The sequence below is a fragment of the Williamsia sp. 1135 genome, assembly GCF_002095395.1.
In the GTDB taxonomy this organism is placed as follows: Bacteria; Actinomycetota; Actinomycetes; order Mycobacteriales; family Mycobacteriaceae; genus Williamsia.
This window is the reverse complement of sequence record NZ_MJEI01000089.1, coordinates 1-17,675: the sequence shown is the minus strand read 5'-3', so window position 1 is coordinate 17,675 and position 17,675 is coordinate 1. Positions and strand designations below refer to the sequence as shown.

The following is a 17,675-nucleotide window of genomic DNA, read 5'->3' as shown; positions in this document are numbered from 1 at the left end:
TCAGCGGTCCCCTCGCGGCATCCCGAGTAGTCGTTCGGCGATCACGTTGCGCTGGATCTCGTTGGTACCGGCATAAATGGGTCCCGACAGGGAGAACAGGTAACCGTCCATCCAGGGACCCGACGGGTGCGGTGTCGCGAGTTCGGCATCGGCGTCGAGCAGATCCAGTGCGGTCTCGTGGGTGGCGATGTCCCACTGTGACCAGAACACCTTGTTGATCGAAGACTCCATCCCGAGTTGACCGCCTTCGGCGAGTCGGCTGACCGTTGCGTACGTGGACAGTTCGTAGGCCCTTGCCCCGATCCACGCATCTGCGACCTGAGCGCCCACCCCGGTCCGGGTTGCCGGGTCGGCATCGTTCCAGAGAGCCAGCAACCGGTCGGTGGTCGCCAGGAAACGACCGGGTGAGCGTAGCGAGAGTCCGCGCTCGTTCGCCGCGGTGCTCATCGCCACCTTCCAGCCGTTGTCCACCGCTCCGATGACGCCGGACTCGCCGGGCGCATCGGGATCGTCGGGCACGAAGACGTTCTCCAGGAACAACTCTGCGAACCCCGGTTCGCCGTCGAGCTGGTTGATCGGCCTCACTGTGACACCGTCGGCGCGCAGATCGAACATGAAGTAGGTGATGCCCCGGTGCCGGGTGGAATCGGGGTCGGATCGGAAGAGACCGAAGCCCCAGTCGGCGAAGCTGGACCGTGAACTCCAGGTCTTCTGTCCGTTGAGCAGCCATCCGCCGTCGGTCCGGGTGGCCGTGGAACGCAGCGACGCGAGGTCGCTGCCGGCTTCGGGTTCACTCCACGCCTGGCCCCAGATGTCGTCGGAACGGGCCATCCGCGGCATGATCCGGGCGAGCTGGTCTGGATTGGCGTGCTCGAAAAGGGTTGGAGCGAGCAGGAATATCCCGTTCTGGCTGACCCGGCCGGGCGCTCCGCTGCGGTAGTACTCCTCTTCGAAGATCAGCCAGTGCAGTAGTGGGACGTCGCGACCGCCGAACTCCTCCGGCCAGCTGACCACCGACATCCGGGCGTCGGCCATGGTGCGTTCCCATTGCCGGTGTTCCTCGAAGCCCTCGGCGCTGTCCATCGAGCGCAAGGGCGTGGTGGGCACGTTGTCGTGGAGCCACCCGCGGATCTCCGCGCGGAACTCGTCGGCCGCGTCATCGAACAGTAGGTCCATCTACGAACCCTGCTTGTCTGCGCCGGCCTTCATGGACTTCGCGTCCATGCCGCCGAGTGGGTCACCCTCTGGCGCTTCGGCATTCGCACTGTGTGAGAAGTGGTGCCAGCCGAACACCGAATCCATCGCGTTCCGCAGACCCATCTGGTCTTCGGAGATGTTGACCGCCTTCTTCGTCAGCGCCAGTCCGAGTTGCGGCATCTGGGCGATCCGTGCGGCGATCTCGTCGACCTTGGTGGCCAGTTCGTCGCGCGGCACAACGTGATTCACCATGCCCCATTCGAGTGCCTTGTCGGCGCCGAACCGCTCGCCGGTGTACAGGATCTCCTTGGCGCGGCGCGGACCGAGAACAAACGCGTGGGCGAAGTACTCGACGCCGGGAATGCCCATCTTCACCACCGGGTCGGAGAAGAAGGCGTCGTCGGAGGCGACGATGAAGTCGCAGATCCACGCGAGCATCAGACCGCCCGCGATGCATGCGCCGTGGACCTGGGCGATCACCGGCTTGGGCATCTCCCGCCATCGACGGCACATCCCCATGTACACCTCGGTCTCACGGGCGAGTCGCTGGTCGCCGCCGGCGCGGTCGGTGTGATCCCAGTAGAGCGACGCGGTGTTCGGGTACTTGACGTGGAAGTCGCGCTCCGGCGTCCCGATGTCGTGGCCTGCCGAGAAGTGCTTGCCGGCGGCACGCAAGACGATCACCTTGACGGCGGAGTCGTCGACCGCACGCACGAACGCGGCGTCGAGCGAGTACGTCATCACCGAGTTCTGCGCGTTGCGGAACTCGGGTCGGTTGAGGGTGATGTACGCGATGGCATCGGCCGTTTCGTACGCCACGGGCGAGGTGTCGGGACCTAGCTCTGCGGCACTGAGGGGGCTCGGGATCGTCACAGCGACCACCATACCTAGCAAGTGCTTGGTTGGTAAACCCAGTGCATGGTCACGGTATGTTTTCGTCTCCACACACTGGCGCCCACGTATGATTCGGCCGATGCTCGAAGCAGTCGGGCCGGTCGGGGAAGTGGGGGACGACGATGTCCAGAACGGCGGGAATCGACCCACGTGGGCGCGACTGCAGCCTCCCGGGACGCGACCGATGACGGGGTCTGCGGAGCCGGGCGGGTTGCCCTGTGTCTGCGGGCATCCCCACGCCGCGCACGAACATCACCGGGCCGGCACCGAGTGCTCCTTGTGCCAGGCCGGACGGTGCAGTCGATATCGCCCCGCGCACCGGCGGGGGATCCTGGGATTCCTGCGTCGACGCTGAACGTCAGCGGGCGAGCGCGCCGGCGACCTGGTCGGCTGCCGCGACGACAGCCTTGCCGATCTGCTCCATCTCGTCGGCGAGCATCTCGCGATTCGGGCACGCCACGATCGATGCGACAACCATCCCGCCGGGATCGATGATGGGCGCTCCGACGGTGACAACGGCCACGTGACCCTCGGATTCTTCGGGCAGGTAGTCGATTGTGGTGAGCTCGGTGAGCAAACCCGCCACCCGAGATCGAAGTGTATCCGACACCGGTGAATCCCGCAGGGAGGCAAGCGCACCGATCATCTCTGCGTGGTCGGCGGTCAACCTTTCGATCGCGTAACCGCGATCGCAGATGACCTCGAGGACCTCGCGCAGGCGATCGCGAGCGCCCTGCGGGGCCGCGTTGATCCATTGCTCGATGTCTTCTTCGGGCGACCAGGCGACGAACTCGCGGCACACCGGCGGACGGAGGGGGATGTGGCGTCCGGGTCGGATCCAGTCCATTGCCGGGATCCCGACCAGTTCGGTCACCGTGATCCGGGCGCCCTGTCGTTCGGCGAGGAAGACGGGCATGTCGAGGTCTGCGGCGAGTTCGTGCACCAGCGGTGCGGCCAGTCGGCGCAGGGGATAGCCACGTTCGGCGTGCCTGGCCAGGGCAACGAAACCGGCACCGATCGTGAAGTGGCCGTCTTCGCGCGTGACCCATCCGCTCCTGGTCAGCTGGGTCAGGACTGCGTGGGCGGTCGCTCGCGAGAAGCCGGTCCGCCGGACGATCTCGGCCAGCGTGATCGCCGCGCCGGGGTCGTCGGCCAGCAACTCGATCACCCGCACCACGCGCTGCGTGGGAGGCGAAGGTTGACCTCCCGACTCTGCGTCATTTACCGTGAGTGTCATATTTTCAAACCATAGTGTCGAGTATTCGACAGGTCAAGTGTCGACTCGACCGGGGAAGGATTGTTGACGGTGTTGAAAACGGGGTACGAACTCTCGCACCTGGCCGCGCTCGAAGCGGAGTCGGTGTACATCTTCCGGGAGGTGGCGGCGACAGCTCGGCGGCCGGTATTGCTCTTCTCCGGCGGCAAGGACTCCGTGGTGATGTTCCACGTGGCGCGGAAAGCCTTCTGGCCTGCGCCCGTGCCGTTTCCGCTGATGCACGTCGATACGGGCCACAATTTCGACGAGGTCATCGAGTACCGCGACCGCGTCGTGGAGCAAACCGGAGTGCGCCTTCTTGTTTCGAGTGTCCAGGACGACATCGACGCCGGGAGGGTGGTGGAACAGACCGGGCCGGGCGCGAGCCGCAACCGATTGCAGACCACCGCTTTGCTGCGGGGGATCCGGGACAATGGCTTCGACGCGGTCTTCGGCGGCGCCCGGCGTGACGAAGAAAAAGCAAGGGCCAAGGAACGGGTCTTCAGCTTCCGCGATGAGTTCGGTGCCTGGGATCCCCGCGCGCAACGACCCGAGCTGTGGAACCTGTACAACGGCCGGCACAACAAGGGCGAGCACATCCGCGTCTTCCCGCTCAGCAACTGGACCGAACTCGACATCTGGCAGTACATCGCCGCCGAAGAGATCGAACTCCCCAGCATCTACTACTCACATCGGCGAGAGGTGGTTCCGCGAGATGGGATGTTGCTCGCGAAAACACAATTCGTCGAGCTCGCACCCGGGGAGGCGGTCCACACCGAGCAGGTCCGGTTCCGGACCGTCGGCGACGCAACCTGCACCGGCTGTGTGCTCAGCGATGCGGTCACCGTGCACGAGGTGATCGACGAGGTCGCCGCCACCCGCCTCACCGAACGCGGTGCCACGCGGGCGGACGACCGCATCTCCGAATCCGGCATGGAAGATCGCAAGAAAGAGGGTTACTTCTGATGACTGTTGAACAAGAGGTCCTTGCCGGCGACAAGCTCGGGCGCGATCGAAAAGCTTTGCTGCGACTGGCCACGGCAGGCAGCGTCGACGACGGGAAGTCGACCCTGATCGGCCGGTTGCTGTACGACTCCAAGAGCATATTCACCGACCAGATGGAATCGATCGAACGCACCAGCGCCGAACGCGGCGACGAATACGCCAACCTCGCGCTGCTGACCGACGGCTTGCGGGCCGAGCGCGAACAGGGCATCACCATCGACGTCGCCTATCGCTATTTCGCCACTCCCAGGCGGAAATTCATCATCGCCGACACCCCGGGTCATGTGCAGTACATCCGCAACATGGTGACCGGAGCGTCCACGGCGGATGTGGCGCTGATCCTGATCGACGCCCGTAAGGGCGTACTCGAACAGACCCGTCGACACGCTTTTCTCTCGTCGCTGCTCGGGATCGCGCATCTGGTCCTGTGTGTGAACAAGATGGATCTCGTCGACTGGTCGGAGGAGCGGTTCATCGAGATCCGCGACGAGTTCAGCGCCTTCGCCAGCAAGCTCAACGTCTCCGATCTCAGTTTCATCCCCGTCTCGGCGCTACTCGGTGACAACGTCGTCGATCCGTCTACGAAAATGCCCTGGTATCAAGGTACTTCGTTGCTGGGCCACCTCGAGGACGTGCACATCTCGTCGGACCGCAACTTCATCGACGCCCGCATGCCGGTGCAGTACGTCATCCGTCCACAGGTCAGCGACGGCTCCGACCACCGTAGCTACGCCGGCACCATCGCCAGCGGGACATTCAAACCCGGCGACGAGGTGGTGGTACTCCCGAGCGGCTTCACCACCACCGTCGCGGAGATCTGGGGTCCTGGGGGTGCAAAGGTGACTGAGGCCTTCGCCTCGATGGCGGTGTCCTTGTCGCTCACCGACGAGATCGACATCACCCGCGGCGAGATGCTGGCCCGTCCCAACAACCGGCCGTACGTCGGCCGCGACATCGACGCGATGGTCTGCTGGTTCTCCGAGGACACCGAGCTGACGCCCGGGAGTCGGTACACCATCCAGAGTTCCACCCGCGAGTCCAAGGCTGTCATCGGCGACCTCACCTATCGCCTCGATGTGAACTCCCTTCATCGAGAGGAAGGGCCACAGGAGCTGCGGCTCAACGAGATCGGCCGAGTGACCCTGCGTACGCAGCAGCCGATGATGTTCGACTCCTATCGTCAGCACCGCGACACCGGTAGTTTCATCCTCATGGACGAGGCCACCAACAAGACGGTTGGCGCCGGGATGATCAACGGGCCGGTGAGCAAGGACTCGCACGTGGTCTGGCACAGCTCGTCGGTGACCAGGGAACAGCGGGCGCATCAGGGCGCCACGATCTGGCTGACCGGGCTGTCCGGCTCGGGTAAATCCTCCATCGCAGTCGAATTGGAACGGTCGATGGTCGCCGAGGGCAGGCCCGCGTATCTGATGGACGGCGACAACCTGCGTCACGGGCTCAATTCGGATCTCGGATTCAACGACGACGATCGTCGGGAGAACATCCGCCGGACCGCAGAGGTGGCAGCGCTGTTCGCCGATTCAGGGTCGGTGGCGATCGTTTCACTGATCAGTCCGTTCGCGGCAGAACGGCAGCGTGCCAAAGAGATTCACGCCGAGCGGGGGATCCCGTTCTTCGAGATCTTCGTCGACACCCCTCTCGAGGTGTGCGAAGAACGTGATCCGAAGGGGCTGTACGCCAAGGCCAGGCGCGGTGAGGTCGCCCATTTCACCGGGATCAGTTCGCCTTACGAGCGACCCACGGGCGCGGATGTCGTCATCACGCCCGGTGACGGCGCGCCGGTGGATGTCGCCGAGTCGATCCGCCGTAACCTGGGTGTGTGACTGTGACATCTGAGGATGCGGAGCTGGCCGGACGATTGGCCACCGCCGCTGGCGAACTCCTGCTGACGCTGCGGGCCGATTCTTCACTGACCGGCAAAGAGCTCGGAAATGCCGGTGATCTGCAATCCAACGAGTTCCTGCTGGCCGAACTCGCGCGGCTGCGTCCCGACGATGCGGTGCTCTCGGAGGAGTCCGCGGACGACCTGGTTCGCCTGGACGCCGACCGCGTCTGGATCATCGACCCCGTCGACGGCACCAAGGAATATGGCATCGAAGGGCACACCGACTGGGCCGTCCACGTCGCGTTGTGGGAACGCGAAGCCGGCGGGACGTCCGGCGGGCTGACCGCCGGTGCGGTGGCGCTGCCGGCGCTGGGGGTCACGTACATCGACGACGGCGCCCCGATCGCGCCGGCGGACGGCCTGGCCTCGCAGCCGCGAGGGGACCGGCCGCGAGTGGTGGTCAGCGGGTCGAGGCCTCCGGCGTTCTCCGGAGCGGTGGCCGAGGCCATCGGCGGCGACGTGCTGGCGATGGGGTCGGCCGGAGCAAAGGCGATGGCGGTTGTTCGCGGCGAGGCCGACGCCTACGTGCACGCCGGTGGGCAGTATGAGTGGGATTCGGCCGCGCCGGTCGCCGTCGCGAAGTCGCAGGGCTTGTGGTGCAGTCGGACCGACGGGCTGGCGCTCCAATATAACCAGCGCGATGTCTATCTGCCAGATCTCGTGATCTGCAGGCCTGAGCTGGCCGAAGCCATCCTGGAGATCACCCGCCGGGGCTGAGGTGCTGCGGTTGCGGCTGCAGGCCAGAGAGCACCGAGGTGAGCGCGGCCTGGATGTCGGCGACCTCGATCCGCATCAACGCGTCGTCGTCGAGTGCGGTGAGGTCGATCTCGCCGCTGGTCAGTCGGTGTTCGCGCTCCTCTTCGGCGCTCTCTACGACGTTGCGGACGAATCGGCCGTTGCCTGCAGCGTCGATGGCGCGGCGTTGATGCCCGCCGGCGTCGACGTGGATCTGGTGGTACAGCGGACCGCACGCGAACTCGAGTTCGCTCAGCGCCTCGGGAGAGAGTAGCGAATCACGCTTGCGGGCAAGAAGTTCGGCGATACTCGCCAGCTCTGGTGGCGTGTACGAATCGAACCGGATGCGCTTGGAGAACCGCGATGACATGCCCTCGTTGGCCGCGAGGAGTCGGTCGATCTCGGCGTCGTAACCGGCAACGATGACCACCAGTCGATCCCGGTTGTCCTCCATGCGTGCCAGCAAGGTGTCGACTGCTTCTCGACCGAAGGCGTCGCCGCCCGACAAACCACTCTGGATCATTGTGTAGGCCTCGTCGATGAACAACACCCCGTCCATCGCGCGGTCGATGACCGCGGACGTCTTGATGGCGGTGCTACCGAGATGTTCGCCCACCAGATCCCGGCGGGAGACCTGTACGAGGTTGTCGGTCTTGATGAGGCCGAGTCCGCAATAGATCTTGGCGACGATCCTCGCGATCGTGGTCTTGCCGGTGCCCGGCGGGCCGGTGAACGCGAGATGCAGACTGCGGGGGCCTGTCGCCAGGCCTTTCTCGGCGCGGAGTTTCGCCAACGTGGCGGCCGACTTGAGTTTGGCGACTTGCGATTTCACCGACTCCAACCCGATCTGCTCGTCCAGTTCGGCTTGTGCGGCGCCGAGCAGCAGGCTGTCGCCTGCCTCCTCGGTTGCGGCCACCCCTGTGACCGCGGTGGCGGGATCCCACTTGTCGGTGCGTGATTCGATGGTCGGGACCGTGCTGACCACCAGCCGGAACCGCTGGTCGGCCAGAGCCTGGGCGTTCGGTGCGAAAGACGGGTCGCGGGAGTAGACCGCCTCGAACTGCTCGCGCGCCGCCTCCTCCGACCCCATCTCGCGTAGCGCCAGACCGTGGGTGAACATCGCTGCCGTCGCCGCAGCGGGGATGGGTCCGGACCGCGCCGCCTCGAGCCTGCGGATACCTTCGCCGAACAGCCCCATCTGTACGCAGGCCGAGCCTGCCATCAGGTCGGCCCCGGCACTCATGTAGTCGTCCGTCCAGCGCTCGGAGTCGCCGAGGGCGGTCAGCACGTCAGGCCACCGTTGCGTCTTGAAATGCAGACTGGCCCTGAGGTAGTCGACGATCGGTGCCCGACCGGAGACTGACGCGGCGGCCTCGTCGAGCGCGTCTTCGGCGCCCTGGTGGTCGGCGCCTGCGATGAGGGTCGCGGCGTACGCGGCAATGGCCTCGGTTCGGTCTGCCAGTGGGTAGTCGATGTAGAGCCCGGTGGAGAAGCGCCCCGACAGCGTGCGAGGCGGCAATCCCAGCCGGCGTTGCTCTGCCCCGAGAGCCGCCCGACTGCGGTAGAGCTGAAGGAACACAGCCGCGGAATTGTCTCCGCACACCAACCGGCCCAGCCATGCGTCGGCGAGCGCGGGATCCCATTCGGTCGCGCGCGTGAAGGCGAGTGTCGCCTTGTCGCGATCGGGTGGGTACTGCTGACCGTCGACCGGAATGCCCGACGACAACACGGCGAAGTCGAAGAGTTGACGCGCCTTGCCCGTGCGTGAAGCCAGCGCTGATCGCCCGTCGTTCATGGATGCGCCCCCACCGATCGTTCGCCCCGCCACGCCGCCCCCCGACGCGCGAAGCAAATGGTACCCCGGTCGAACCGCAGGAGTGCCTGGCGACCGCGACGACGGCACCCGCGCGCAGCGCCTAGACTGTTCTCGTGAGTGCAGACGTAGATACCGTTTCCGTCGCCGCCGATACCCCCGATCAGACGCAGCCCTTCCGTGAGCTGGGTCTGAAGGACGACGAGTATCAGCGGATCAAAGAGATCTTGGGCCGCCGCCCGACCGCAGCCGAGTTGGCGATGTATTCGGTGATGTGGTCCGAGCACTGCTCGTACAAGTCGTCGAAGGTGCATCTGCGCTACTTCGGCGAGACCACCACCGACGAGATGCGGTCGTCGATGCTCGCCGGGATCGGCGAGAACGCCGGCGTCGTCGACATCGGTGACGGCTGGGCGGTCACGTTCAAGGTCGAGTCGCACAACCACCCGTCGTACGTCGAGCCCTATCAGGGTGCGGCCACGGGAGTGGGTGGCATCGTCCGCGACATCATGGCCATGGGCGCTCGTCCGATCGCGGTCATGGATCAGCTGCGGTTCGGCGCTGCTGACGCGCCGGACACCCGTCGCGTGGTCGACGGTGTGGTTCGCGGTGTCGGTGGCTACGGCAACTCGCTGGGTCTGCCGAACATCGGCGGCGAAACCGTGTTCGACGAGTCGTACGCCGGCAACCCGTTGGTCAACGCCCTGTGCGCCGGCGTGATGCGGGTCGAGGATCTGCACCTGGCGTTCGCGTCGGGTTCAGGCAACCGGATCATCCTGTTCGGCGCCCGCACCGGGCTCGACGGCATCGGTGGGGTGTCGGTGCTCGCGTCGGAGACCTTCGACGACAGTGCCGGCGGCCGTCCGAAGAAGCTGCCTGCGGTGCAGGTTGGCGATCCGTTCACCGAGAAGGTCCTCATCGAGTGCTGCCTCGACCTCTACAAGGCCGGCATCGTCATCGGGATCCAGGATCTCGGTGGCGCCGGATTGTCCTGTGCCACCTCAGAACTGGCTGCAGCCGGAGACGGCGGCATGCGCATCGAGCTGGAGAAGGTCCCGATGCGTGCCACCGGGATGACCCCGGCAGAGGTGCTCTCGAGCGAGTCGCAGGAACGCATGTGCGCGGTGGTGGCGCCGGAGAACGTCGAGGCGTTCATGGAGGTGTGCCGCAAGTGGGACGTGCTGGCCACCGATATCGGTGAGGTCACCGACGGCGAGCATCTCGAGATCACCTGGCACGGCGAGACCGTGGTCGACGTGCCGCCGCGCACCGTCGCCCACGAAGGCCCCGTCTACGAGCGTCCCGTCGCCCGTCCCGACTGGCAGGACGACCTGATCGCTTCGACCACCAAGGATCTGAAGCGTCCGGTCTCCGGTGACGAGTTGCGGGAGACGCTGCTGCAGATGATCTCGTCGCCTGCGCTCTGCAGCCGCCGGTTCATCACCGAGCAGTACGACCGGTACGTCCGGGGCAACACCGTGCTCGCCGAGCACGCCGACTCCGGGATGATCCGGATCGATGAGGGCTCGGGACGTGGTATCGCCCTGGCCACCGACGCGTCCGGTCGTTACACCTACCTGGATCCATACCGCGGTGCCCAGCTGGCACTGGCCGAGGCGTACCGCAACGTGATCGTCAGCGGTGCCAGCCCCAAAGCCGTCACCAACTGCCTGAACTTCGGGTCGCCCGAGGATCCCGCCGTGATGTGGCAGTTCCAGCAGGCGGTCCGCGGATTGGCCGATGGCTGTGCGCAGCTGGGCATCCCGGTCACCGGCGGCAACGTGAGTTTCTACAACCAGACCGGTGCGACCGCGATCCTGCCGACCCCGGTGGTCGGTGTGCTCGGAGTCATCGACGACGTCCGTCGGCGCATTCCGACCGGCTTCGGAACGGAGATCGGCGAGACGCTGATCCTGCTGGGCGACACCCACGACGAGTTCGACGGATCGATCTGGTCGCAGGTCGCCCACGATCACCTCGGTGGTACGCCGCCCGCGGTTGACCTCGAGCGTGAGCGCCTGCTCGGCGAGATCCTCACCGCGGCCTCGCGCGACGGCCTGGTCTCGGCCGCGCATGATCTCTCCGAAGGTGGACTGGCGCAGACGGTCGTCGAAGCCGCGCTGGCGGGGGAGACCGGCTGCCGGATCGTCCTGCCCGAGGGCGCCGATCCGTTCGTCTGGCTGTTCTCCGAGTCGTCCGGCCGTGTGCTGGTTGCGGTTCCGCGCTCGGAAGAAGTGCGCTTCACCGGCATGCTCGATGCCCGGCAGATGCCGTGGACCCGGATCGGCGTCGTCGATCAGGGCAGCGACTCCGTCGAGGTGCAGGATGACTTCACCGTGCCCCTCACCGAACTGCGTGAGGCCTTTGAAGGAACGCTTCCCAAACTCTTCGGCTAGCCCGATTTTGGTGGGTTTTGGCGACCGCGACCTGCGGTTTTAGTCGCCAGAACCCACCAAAATCGGTGTGCGGGGGCGGAGCTCGGGTTGATAGTTCGAGGTCCTAAGTATTACCATTGCTAACTATGTCCGAGATTGACATGTCAGAGCTCGCCGACGCCATCCGTCCCACGCTGGCGCGGGTGTACCTGACGATCCGTAGACGGTCACCGTTCGGGGAGTACACCGCCGCGCAGGGGTCGACGTTGGCCACACTGGCCGACCACGGTCCGATGCGGATGGGCGAACTGGCCCGCCGGGAAGCCGTGCGGATGCCGACCGTCACCGCGGCGGTCGACGTACTGGTCGGTCATGGACTCGTGCGACGCGACCCCGATCCCGATGATCGTCGGGCCGTGCAGGTGAGCATCACCGACTCCGGGCGACACGAACTCGAGCAGCTGCAATCGGCTCGCAACGAGGTCCTTGCCCGCGCGATGTCGGGGCTGACGGATGACCATCTGCAGGCATTGGACGCGGCATTGCCCGCCCTGCGCGCGCTCCGTACACAACTCGAGGACGTCGACGAGACGAGCGCCCTCTCAATATCTCCTGAGGAGTGAAAATGACGTCAACGCAGGCTGATCTGCAGCATGCTCCCGAGCATCAGGGATTCTTGGATGCGGTCCGTGGTCAACCGGTCGCGGTGTGGGCCACGGCGTTTGCTGCGGTGATCGCGTTCATGGGCATCGGTCTCGTCGATCCGATCCTGCCTGAGATCGCCAAGCAACTCGACGCCGGCGCCGACAAGGTCACCTTGCTGTTCGCCGTCTACATGGGCGTTCAAGTACTCGCGATGCTGATCACCGGGTACTGCTCGTACAGGTTCGGGCCCAAACGAACACTGATCGCAGGCCTCGTGTTCATCGTGGTCGCGGCCGGAGTTTCGGCCACAGCCAACGGCATCGGTGAACTGATCGCCCTTCGCGTCGCGTGGGGCCTGGGTAATGCGCTGTTCATGGCGACCGCGCTGGCCTTCATCATCGGATCCGCCCGGGGCGGTCAGCACGGTGCGATCCTGCTGTACGAGGCGGCACTCGGTCTCGGTCTCGCTGTCGGTCCGCTGATCGGCGCCATTCTCGGCGAGTGGACGTGGCGGGCACCCTTCGGCGGAACTGCCATCCTGATGGCCATCGGCGCGATCCTCTGCGCGACGAAATTGACCAAGGACGGCCCGTCCTCGGAGCGACCCAAGGTCGGGATCACCGACCCGCTGCGCGCCCTGAAGAACCGCAAGCTGCTCGTCACCGGTATCGGATCGGCGTTCTACACCGCGGGCTTCTTCACCGTCATCGCTTGGGCCCCCATCGTTTTGGACATGCGTCCCATCTATCTCGGGCTCGTGTTCGTCGGCTGGGGACTGTGTGTCGCCCTCAGCGGTGTGACGCTGGCGCCCCGGGTCGTCGAGGCCCTCGGTGAGAAGCTGGGAGTCATCTCGGCCGTCGGCGTCTTCGCGGTAGTGATGGCCGCCGCGGCGATCGGTACTGCAGGCGACAACAAAGCGGTGGTGATGGCCGCCATCATCGTCTCGGGTATTCCGTCGGGCGTGCTGAACACCGCTCTGACCGGTATGGCGATGGCCGCCGGCACCGGACCGCGGTCGGTGTCGAGTGCGGGATACAACTTCCTGCGCTGGATGGGCGCGGCGGTGTCTGCGCTGCTCGTCGCGCACCTGGCGGAATGGTTCGACTCGAACGCCGCACCGTACTGGTTCGCTGTCGGATACTGCGCCGTCGCGGTGCTGGCCATCTCGATGGTCGGAGGTGCCCCGAAGCCAGAGCCGAGTCTCGAGACGGAACGCCGTTTCGGAGAAGCCGCGCTGGTCGGCGCCGAGGAACTCTAACCGCCACTCTCCGAAAGTGGGTCGTTCTGGCGAACGAAAGCCCAGGTGGGCTCCGCCAAAACGACCCATTTCCGGCGCTCGGGGATCTAGTGTGGAACGTGTTCTAGTTTCTAGCCTGGAGGTCTGAAGTGGCGTTGCGCGTAGTGGTCTGGTCGACCGGCACCATCGGAAAGCTGTCGATCGCGGGCGTGCTCGCCCGGCCGGAGCTCGAGTTGGTCGGCGTCTGGGTGTCGAACCCCGACAAGGTGGGCAAGGATGTCGGCGAACTGGCCGGCCTTGGTCGCGAACTGGGTCTGAAGGCCAGTGGCAGCAAGGAAGAGCTGCTTGCTCTCCGGCCGGACTGCATCGTCCACGGCGCGATGACCGATGACCGGATCATGGAGGCCATCGAGGATCTGATCAGCTTCCTCGAAGCCGGGGTCAATGTCGTCGCATCCGGCCCGGTGGCTCTTGTGTATCCCGACGGCGTGTTCCCGGACGAGCTCAACGAGCGCATCCGCAGCGCCGCGCGTGCCGGCAATGCCAGTCTGCACGTCAACGGTATCGATCCCGGATTCGCGAACGACGTTCTGCCGCTCGCCATGACGTCGCTGTCCAAGCGCATCGACGAACTGCGCGTCGCAGAGATTGCGGACTACTCGACGTACTACCAGCCGATGACCATGACCGAACTGTTCGGATTCGGCAAGCCGATGGACACCGAGTCCATGCTGTGGATGCCCGGGGTGCTCTCGCTCGCCTGGGGTCCGGTTGTGCGGCAGCTCGCCGCCGGGCTGGACCTCACCCTCGACGAACCGCTGGTGGAGAAGATCGACCGCCGCCCAGCGGACGAGGACTACGACATCGCGTCCTGCCACATTGCGAAGGGGACCATGGCCGCGGTTCGATTCGAGGTCATCGGAACCGTGAACGGCACGCCGCGAATCGTTCTCGAGCACGTCACCCGCACCCAGGCAGACGCTCAGCCCGATTGGCCGATCCCGAGTCACGGGGACGGCTGCTACCGCATCGAGATCACCGGCGACCCCGTGATGACCGTCGATTTCGTCCACCACGGTGAGAACGGCGACCACAACGACTCCGGAATGCTGGTCACCGCAATGCGTTTGGTGAACGCGGTGCAGGCCGTCGTGGAGGCCCAGCCGGGATTGCTGACCGTGCTCGACCTGCCGCAGATCACCGGTCGCGGGTTGGTGACGAAAGACTGACCGCCCACCGAATTTGCGCCGCCCACCGGTAGTGACCGGTGGGCGGCGCAAATTCGGGAGGAAGAAGCGGGTCAGGCCAGGGCGCCCGCCGGCTTACGCTCAGTCGCGACAACCCCTCGCCGCTGCAACTGACCGGCACCGACGAGGAAGTCGACGTAGTCCCGCATCGTTTCGGTCGTCGGCCGGGGCGCGAACCCGAGGTCGCGGCGGGCTTTGGTCCCGTCGACGACTGGCTGGGCCTCGAGTGCGCCGAGCGCGGCCTCGGAGACCAGATCCGACTTGAAGAGTTTGCAGAGTGGTTCGGCTACAGGCAGTATCGCCTGTACCCACCGCATCGGGAAGGCCACCGCCGGGCCGCGTCGCCCTGCCTCGCGGGCAACCATCTTGAATGCTTCGAACATCTCGGTCATCTCACCGGTCAACAGGTAGTTCTCGCCGGTCTTGCCGTGCTCAGCCGCGAGGATGAGTCCCGCCGCGACGTCGCGGACGTCGACGAGGTCGAAGCCGCCGGTGATCAGCGCGGGCACTCGACCCCGCGCGGAGTCGCGGAGCATGCCGTTGATCCGCGAGTAAGGGGCGTGGTCAACGGGGCCGTAGACGGCGGTCGGGTTGCAGATGACCGCGTCGAGGCCCTTCGCGATGACCTTCTGCAGCTCCTGCTCGCCCGACCACTTCGAGCGGTCGTAGACGGGAAGGTCGGTGCTGTCCGATCGTGCGGACAGCTCGTCGATCGTGCCGCCGCATTCGTACTGGTCGAACGAGTGGATGGAACTGCAATGCACCATTCGCCGGGCTCCGGCAGCCAGTGCGGCCTCGGCGACGTTGCGGACGCCCTCGGTGTTGATGCGCCAGGCGTTCTCGTCGGTGTGCCGCAGGGTGATGACCGCGACCAGGTGATACACCACATCGACTCCGTCGAAGGCGGACGTCAGCGCTGCCGGGTCGAGGATGTCGGCCGCCACCCAGGTCACCGCAGGTGCGCTCGCGGTCGAGGGGCGTTGCCGATCGATCGCCACCACGGTGTCACCGCGGGCGACGAGTTGGTCGACGAGATTGCGGCCCACGAACCCGGCGGCTCCGGTTACGGCTACTTTCATCTGGAATCACTTTCAGTCGGGGCCCCGCTCGGCAGACCGGGCACGGGGTAGAACACGTTCTACTTTGCGCCTAGACGTAGAACACGTTCTACTTTTGCGAAAGGGAGCGTGCGCATGCCGTCATTCGATCGAGAACAGATGCTTGCAGTGGTTGAACGATCGCCGGCGGCTGCTGGTGCCCACGATCGGGCGGCATGGGTCGGCCTGTTCACCGACGACGGCATCGTCAACGACCCGGTGGGTTCGCGGCCGCACGTAGGTCGCGGCGAGATCGAGCGCTTCTACGACACTTTTATCGGTCCTCGCCGCATCACGTTCCATCGGGACGTCGACGTCGTGTGCGGCCGCTCTGTGATGCGCGACGTCGAACTCGAAGTCGAGATGTCGGCGAAGGTGACGATGCGGGTACCTGTGCACATCCGCTACGACCTGCGGGAGGTCGGCAACCAGCTCCGGATCGAACGGCTCGCTGCGTACTGGGAGTTGCCCGGGATGATTGCGCAGTTCCTGCGCAGCGGAATCGCGGCGGCGCCGGTGGCGACCAGATTGTCGGTGGCTCTGATGAAGAATCAAGGCCCACGCGGCGCACTGGGTTTCGTCGAGGGATTTCGCCGCGTAGGGGGCGAGGCCAAGGCGACTGTCGGCAATTTCTTGGATGCCGTGGCGACGGGTGATGCGCCGGGCGCGGGTCGGTATCTCGATCGGGCGGCCGCAGTGACGATCTCGGGTGACGACGCGGGCGCGCACGTCTGGGCGACAGCACTTCACGGGCTGCGAGCGCACAAGTATCTGGCAGCGGGACACACGGTCGCGGTCGGGTTGAAGCACGACGACTGGAGGGGCGTCGGTCTCTTCGAGTTCGACAGCGGTCGCGGCCCGATCAAGGCGGTAGACGTGCTCATCGACTCCGGCGCCTAGGCGGGCGTCGTCCGGCGCGGTGATTCGTTACCACCAGGTGAACTCGCGCTGCCGCATCTCCCGGGGGAATCTATCGTCGAAACATGACTCTTCCGCTTCATGAACCCGGCGTCTTCGGTCCCGACGACCTCGAGGGGCTGATCTGGTTCTACGACATGCACGGCTACGCGACTCTGCGTGGGGTGTTGAGCGTTTCAGACGTCGATGCGATCGAGTCGGAATGCGTTGCTGCGCAGCGTGGTGTGATCGCTGGGGAGTTGGATGCGCGCTACGGATCGACTGTCTTCCTGGACGAGGCGGCCAAGGCTGACAAGTTCGCAAATTACGTCGAGTTCATCAGCGAACTGTCGCCTGCAGTCGATGCCGCGATCACCCACCCGGTGGTCGAGCAATTGATGACGAGGCTCCTCGGTCCAGAGTGTTGGCTGCGGGCTCATGAACAGAACGGGGTGGTCTACCAGGATGCCCGACCAGGCAAAGAGTCTGGCTACACCCGCATCGGCTGGCATTCCGATTGGCAGGCCAGTCCTAGCTTGGATGTCTGGCCGAGCACTGCGTTCACCGTGCACGTCGACGGCACGAGTCCGGCCAACGGTTTTCTGCGAGTGGTGCCCGGGAGTCATCTGTGGTCGACGCCGGCACCGTATCGAAATGCCAACGGCGTCAGAGTTCCTGATACCGCACAACCTTCCGGCGGACGCACCACGCGGAAGCCGCCCTTCGAGATGCCGCTGGGATTCGAGAAGATCCGCGGCGAGGTCGCCGTGTACGCAGAGCGCGGCGACATCCTCTTTCATGACGCCTACCTCTGGCACTCCGCAGCACGGGCTACCGACGACAACACCCTGCGCCGACATGTCCGCGGCGGATATTTCGGCGGGACCAAACCTGCTGCGGGAGTTGAAGAGTTCATCAAGAACGCTGCGCGCTAGGACGCGCGAAGCCGCCAACAGTGTTCGAACATATGTTTGCCAGATGTGCGAAGCCCTGGTATTGTCAGACGTAGAGAAACTCTTTTGACGACGAATCCTTTCTGGTTGTTGTTGTCCGCGTGTGTTTCTGGGGCTGGGGGGCCTGCATGTCTGATGGTGTCGTCATCGATTCGCCGGTGGTGGGTGTGGTGTCGGAGCTGGATGCTGCGATCGCTCGCTTGTTGACGTTGGATCTGACTGCTCTGTCTGACGTGGATTGTGTGCGTGTGGTGGAGCGGTTGGAGGTCGCGTCTCGGCGGTTGCAGTCGGCTAGTTTGCCTGTGTTGCGGGAAGTTGCTGTGCGGCGGGCGTATTCGAAGGTGGGATGTTCCTCGCCGGCGGCGGTGTTGACGTCTATGACGCGGTTGCGTCCGGGGGCTGCGAAGGCGCGGGTAGAG

General features: G+C 65.3%; 14 protein-coding genes and 1 pseudogene. 10 read left to right on the top strand and 5 right to left on the bottom strand.

What is annotated here, in order from left to right; translation table 11 throughout:
• The 3 genes from BFL43_RS11940 to BFL43_RS11930 form a co-directional block, all read right to left on the bottom strand.
• Positions 1 to 1,176 carry an acyl-CoA dehydrogenase family protein gene (locus BFL43_RS11940; RefSeq protein ID WP_084892766.1) on the bottom strand — a complete coding sequence of 392 codons (1,176 nt, stop codon included), beginning with the start codon at positions 1,174 to 1,176 and terminating at the stop codon, positions 1 to 3.
• A complete protein-coding gene (locus tag BFL43_RS11935; RefSeq protein ID WP_084892765.1) occupies positions 1,177 to 2,082 on the bottom strand; it encodes an enoyl-CoA hydratase in 906 nt (301 codons plus the stop codon).
• 367 nt (positions 2,083 to 2,449) lie between these two features.
• The gene (locus BFL43_RS11930; protein ID WP_084892764.1) at positions 2,450 to 3,328 is read right to left on the bottom strand and encodes a helix-turn-helix domain-containing protein; all 879 of its coding nucleotides are present in this window, start codon (positions 3,326 to 3,328) and stop codon (positions 2,450 to 2,452) included.
• A gap of 69 nt (positions 3,329 to 3,397) precedes the next feature.
• Between BFL43_RS11930 and cysD the strand changes: the two genes are divergently transcribed.
• Genes cysD through BFL43_RS11915 form a run of 3 tightly spaced genes read left to right on the top strand, consistent with a single transcriptional unit; the run spans position 3,398 to position 6,974 of the window.
• Positions 3,398 to 4,312, top strand: a complete 915-nt coding sequence (gene cysD, locus BFL43_RS11925) for a sulfate adenylyltransferase subunit CysD (protein WP_143695276.1) — start codon at positions 3,398 to 3,400, stop codon at positions 4,310 to 4,312.
• Positions 4,312 to 6,195 carry an adenylyl-sulfate kinase gene (gene cysC / locus BFL43_RS11920; protein ID WP_084892762.1) on the top strand — a complete coding sequence of 628 codons (1,884 nt, stop codon included), beginning with the start codon at positions 4,312 to 4,314 and terminating at the stop codon, positions 6,193 to 6,195. Before cysD ends, cysC begins: the two co-directional genes overlap by 1 nt.
• A complete protein-coding gene (locus tag BFL43_RS11915; protein ID WP_084892761.1) occupies positions 6,192 to 6,974 on the top strand; it encodes a 3'(2'),5'-bisphosphate nucleotidase CysQ in 783 nt (260 codons plus the stop codon). Before cysC ends, BFL43_RS11915 begins: the two co-directional genes overlap by 4 nt.
• Here the strand turns inward: BFL43_RS11915 and eccA are convergent.
• Positions 6,958 to 8,787: a type VII secretion AAA-ATPase EccA gene (gene eccA, locus BFL43_RS11910; protein WP_084892760.1), complete on the bottom strand. Its 1,830-nt coding sequence runs from the start codon at positions 8,785 to 8,787 to the stop codon at positions 6,958 to 6,960. The two genes, BFL43_RS11915 and eccA, sit on opposite strands and share 17 nt — an antisense overlap.
• Before the next feature lie 134 nt (positions 8,788 to 8,921).
• Between eccA and purL the strand changes: the two genes are divergently transcribed.
• The 4 genes from purL to BFL43_RS11890 all read left to right on the top strand — a co-directional run bounded on the left by purL (position 8,922) and on the right by BFL43_RS11890 (position 14,291).
• On the top strand, positions 8,922 to 11,201 hold the full coding sequence (gene purL, locus BFL43_RS11905) for a phosphoribosylformylglycinamidine synthase subunit PurL (RefSeq protein WP_084892759.1): 2,280 nt from the start codon (positions 8,922 to 8,924) through the stop codon (positions 11,199 to 11,201).
• A gap of 125 nt (positions 11,202 to 11,326) precedes the next feature.
• A complete protein-coding gene (locus tag BFL43_RS11900; RefSeq protein WP_084892758.1) occupies positions 11,327 to 11,803 on the top strand; it encodes a MarR family transcriptional regulator in 477 nt (158 codons plus the stop codon).
• 2 nt (positions 11,804 to 11,805) lie between these two features.
• Positions 11,806 to 13,083, top strand: a complete 1,278-nt coding sequence (locus tag BFL43_RS11895; protein ID WP_084892757.1) for an MFS transporter — start codon at positions 11,806 to 11,808, stop codon at positions 13,081 to 13,083.
• Positions 13,084 to 13,211: 128 nt separating this feature from the next.
• On the top strand, positions 13,212 to 14,291 hold the full coding sequence (locus tag BFL43_RS11890) for a diacylglycerol kinase (protein WP_084892756.1): 1,080 nt from the start codon (positions 13,212 to 13,214) through the stop codon (positions 14,289 to 14,291).
• 71 nt (positions 14,292 to 14,362) lie between these two features.
• Here BFL43_RS11890 and BFL43_RS11885 read toward each other — a convergent pair whose 3' ends face one another.
• Positions 14,363 to 15,388 carry an NAD-dependent epimerase/dehydratase family protein gene (locus tag BFL43_RS11885; RefSeq protein ID WP_084892755.1) on the bottom strand — a complete coding sequence of 342 codons (1,026 nt, stop codon included), beginning with the start codon at positions 15,386 to 15,388 and terminating at the stop codon, positions 14,363 to 14,365.
• Between the two features lie 114 nt (positions 15,389 to 15,502).
• On the opposite strand from BFL43_RS11885, the gene BFL43_RS11880 reads away from it, so the two are divergent.
• The 3 genes and pseudogenes from BFL43_RS11880 to BFL43_RS29155 all read left to right on the top strand — a co-directional run.
• A complete protein-coding gene (locus BFL43_RS11880) occupies positions 15,503 to 16,306 on the top strand; it encodes a ketosteroid isomerase family protein (RefSeq protein WP_084892754.1) in 804 nt (267 codons plus the stop codon).
• Positions 16,307 to 16,389: 83 nt separating this feature from the next.
• Positions 16,390 to 17,238 (top strand): phytanoyl-CoA dioxygenase family protein, encoded by an 849-nt coding sequence (locus BFL43_RS11875; protein WP_084892753.1) that lies wholly within the window; start codon positions 16,390 to 16,392, stop codon positions 17,236 to 17,238.
• A 146-nt stretch (positions 17,239 to 17,384) separates the two neighbouring features.
• A pseudogene (locus tag BFL43_RS29155) lies at positions 17,385 to 17,675 on the top strand (hypothetical protein); the annotation flags it as partial.

What these genes read in the sequence shown, in the direction of transcription:
- BFL43_RS11940 (WP_084892766.1), bottom strand. Translation starts at nt 1,176, where the DNA reads ATGGACCTACTGTTCGATGACGCGGCCGACGAGTTCCGCGCGGAGATC.
- cysC (WP_084892762.1), top strand. Translation starts at nt 4,312, where the DNA reads ATGACTGTTGAACAAGAGGTCCTTGCCGGCGACAAGCTCGGGCGCGAT.
- BFL43_RS11930 (WP_084892764.1), bottom strand. Translation starts at nt 3,328, where the DNA reads ATGACACTCACGGTAAATGACGCAGAGTCGGGAGGTCAACCTTCGCCT.
- BFL43_RS11895 (WP_084892757.1), top strand. Translation starts at nt 11,806, where the DNA reads ATGACGTCAACGCAGGCTGATCTGCAGCATGCTCCCGAGCATCAGGGA.
- BFL43_RS11885 (WP_084892755.1), bottom strand. Translation starts at nt 15,388, where the DNA reads ATGAAAGTAGCCGTAACCGGAGCCGCCGGGTTCGTGGGCCGCAATCTC.
- BFL43_RS11880 (WP_084892754.1), top strand. Translation starts at nt 15,503, where the DNA reads ATGCCGTCATTCGATCGAGAACAGATGCTTGCAGTGGTTGAACGATCG.
- BFL43_RS11875 (WP_084892753.1), top strand. Translation starts at nt 16,390, where the DNA reads ATGACTCTTCCGCTTCATGAACCCGGCGTCTTCGGTCCCGACGACCTC.
- BFL43_RS11935 (WP_084892765.1), bottom strand. Translation starts at nt 2,082, where the DNA reads ATGGTGGTCGCTGTGACGATCCCGAGCCCCCTCAGTGCCGCAGAGCTA.
- BFL43_RS11900 (WP_084892758.1), top strand. Translation starts at nt 11,327, where the DNA reads ATGTCCGAGATTGACATGTCAGAGCTCGCCGACGCCATCCGTCCCACG.
- eccA (WP_084892760.1), bottom strand. Translation starts at nt 8,787, where the DNA reads ATGAACGACGGGCGATCAGCGCTGGCTTCACGCACGGGCAAGGCGCGT.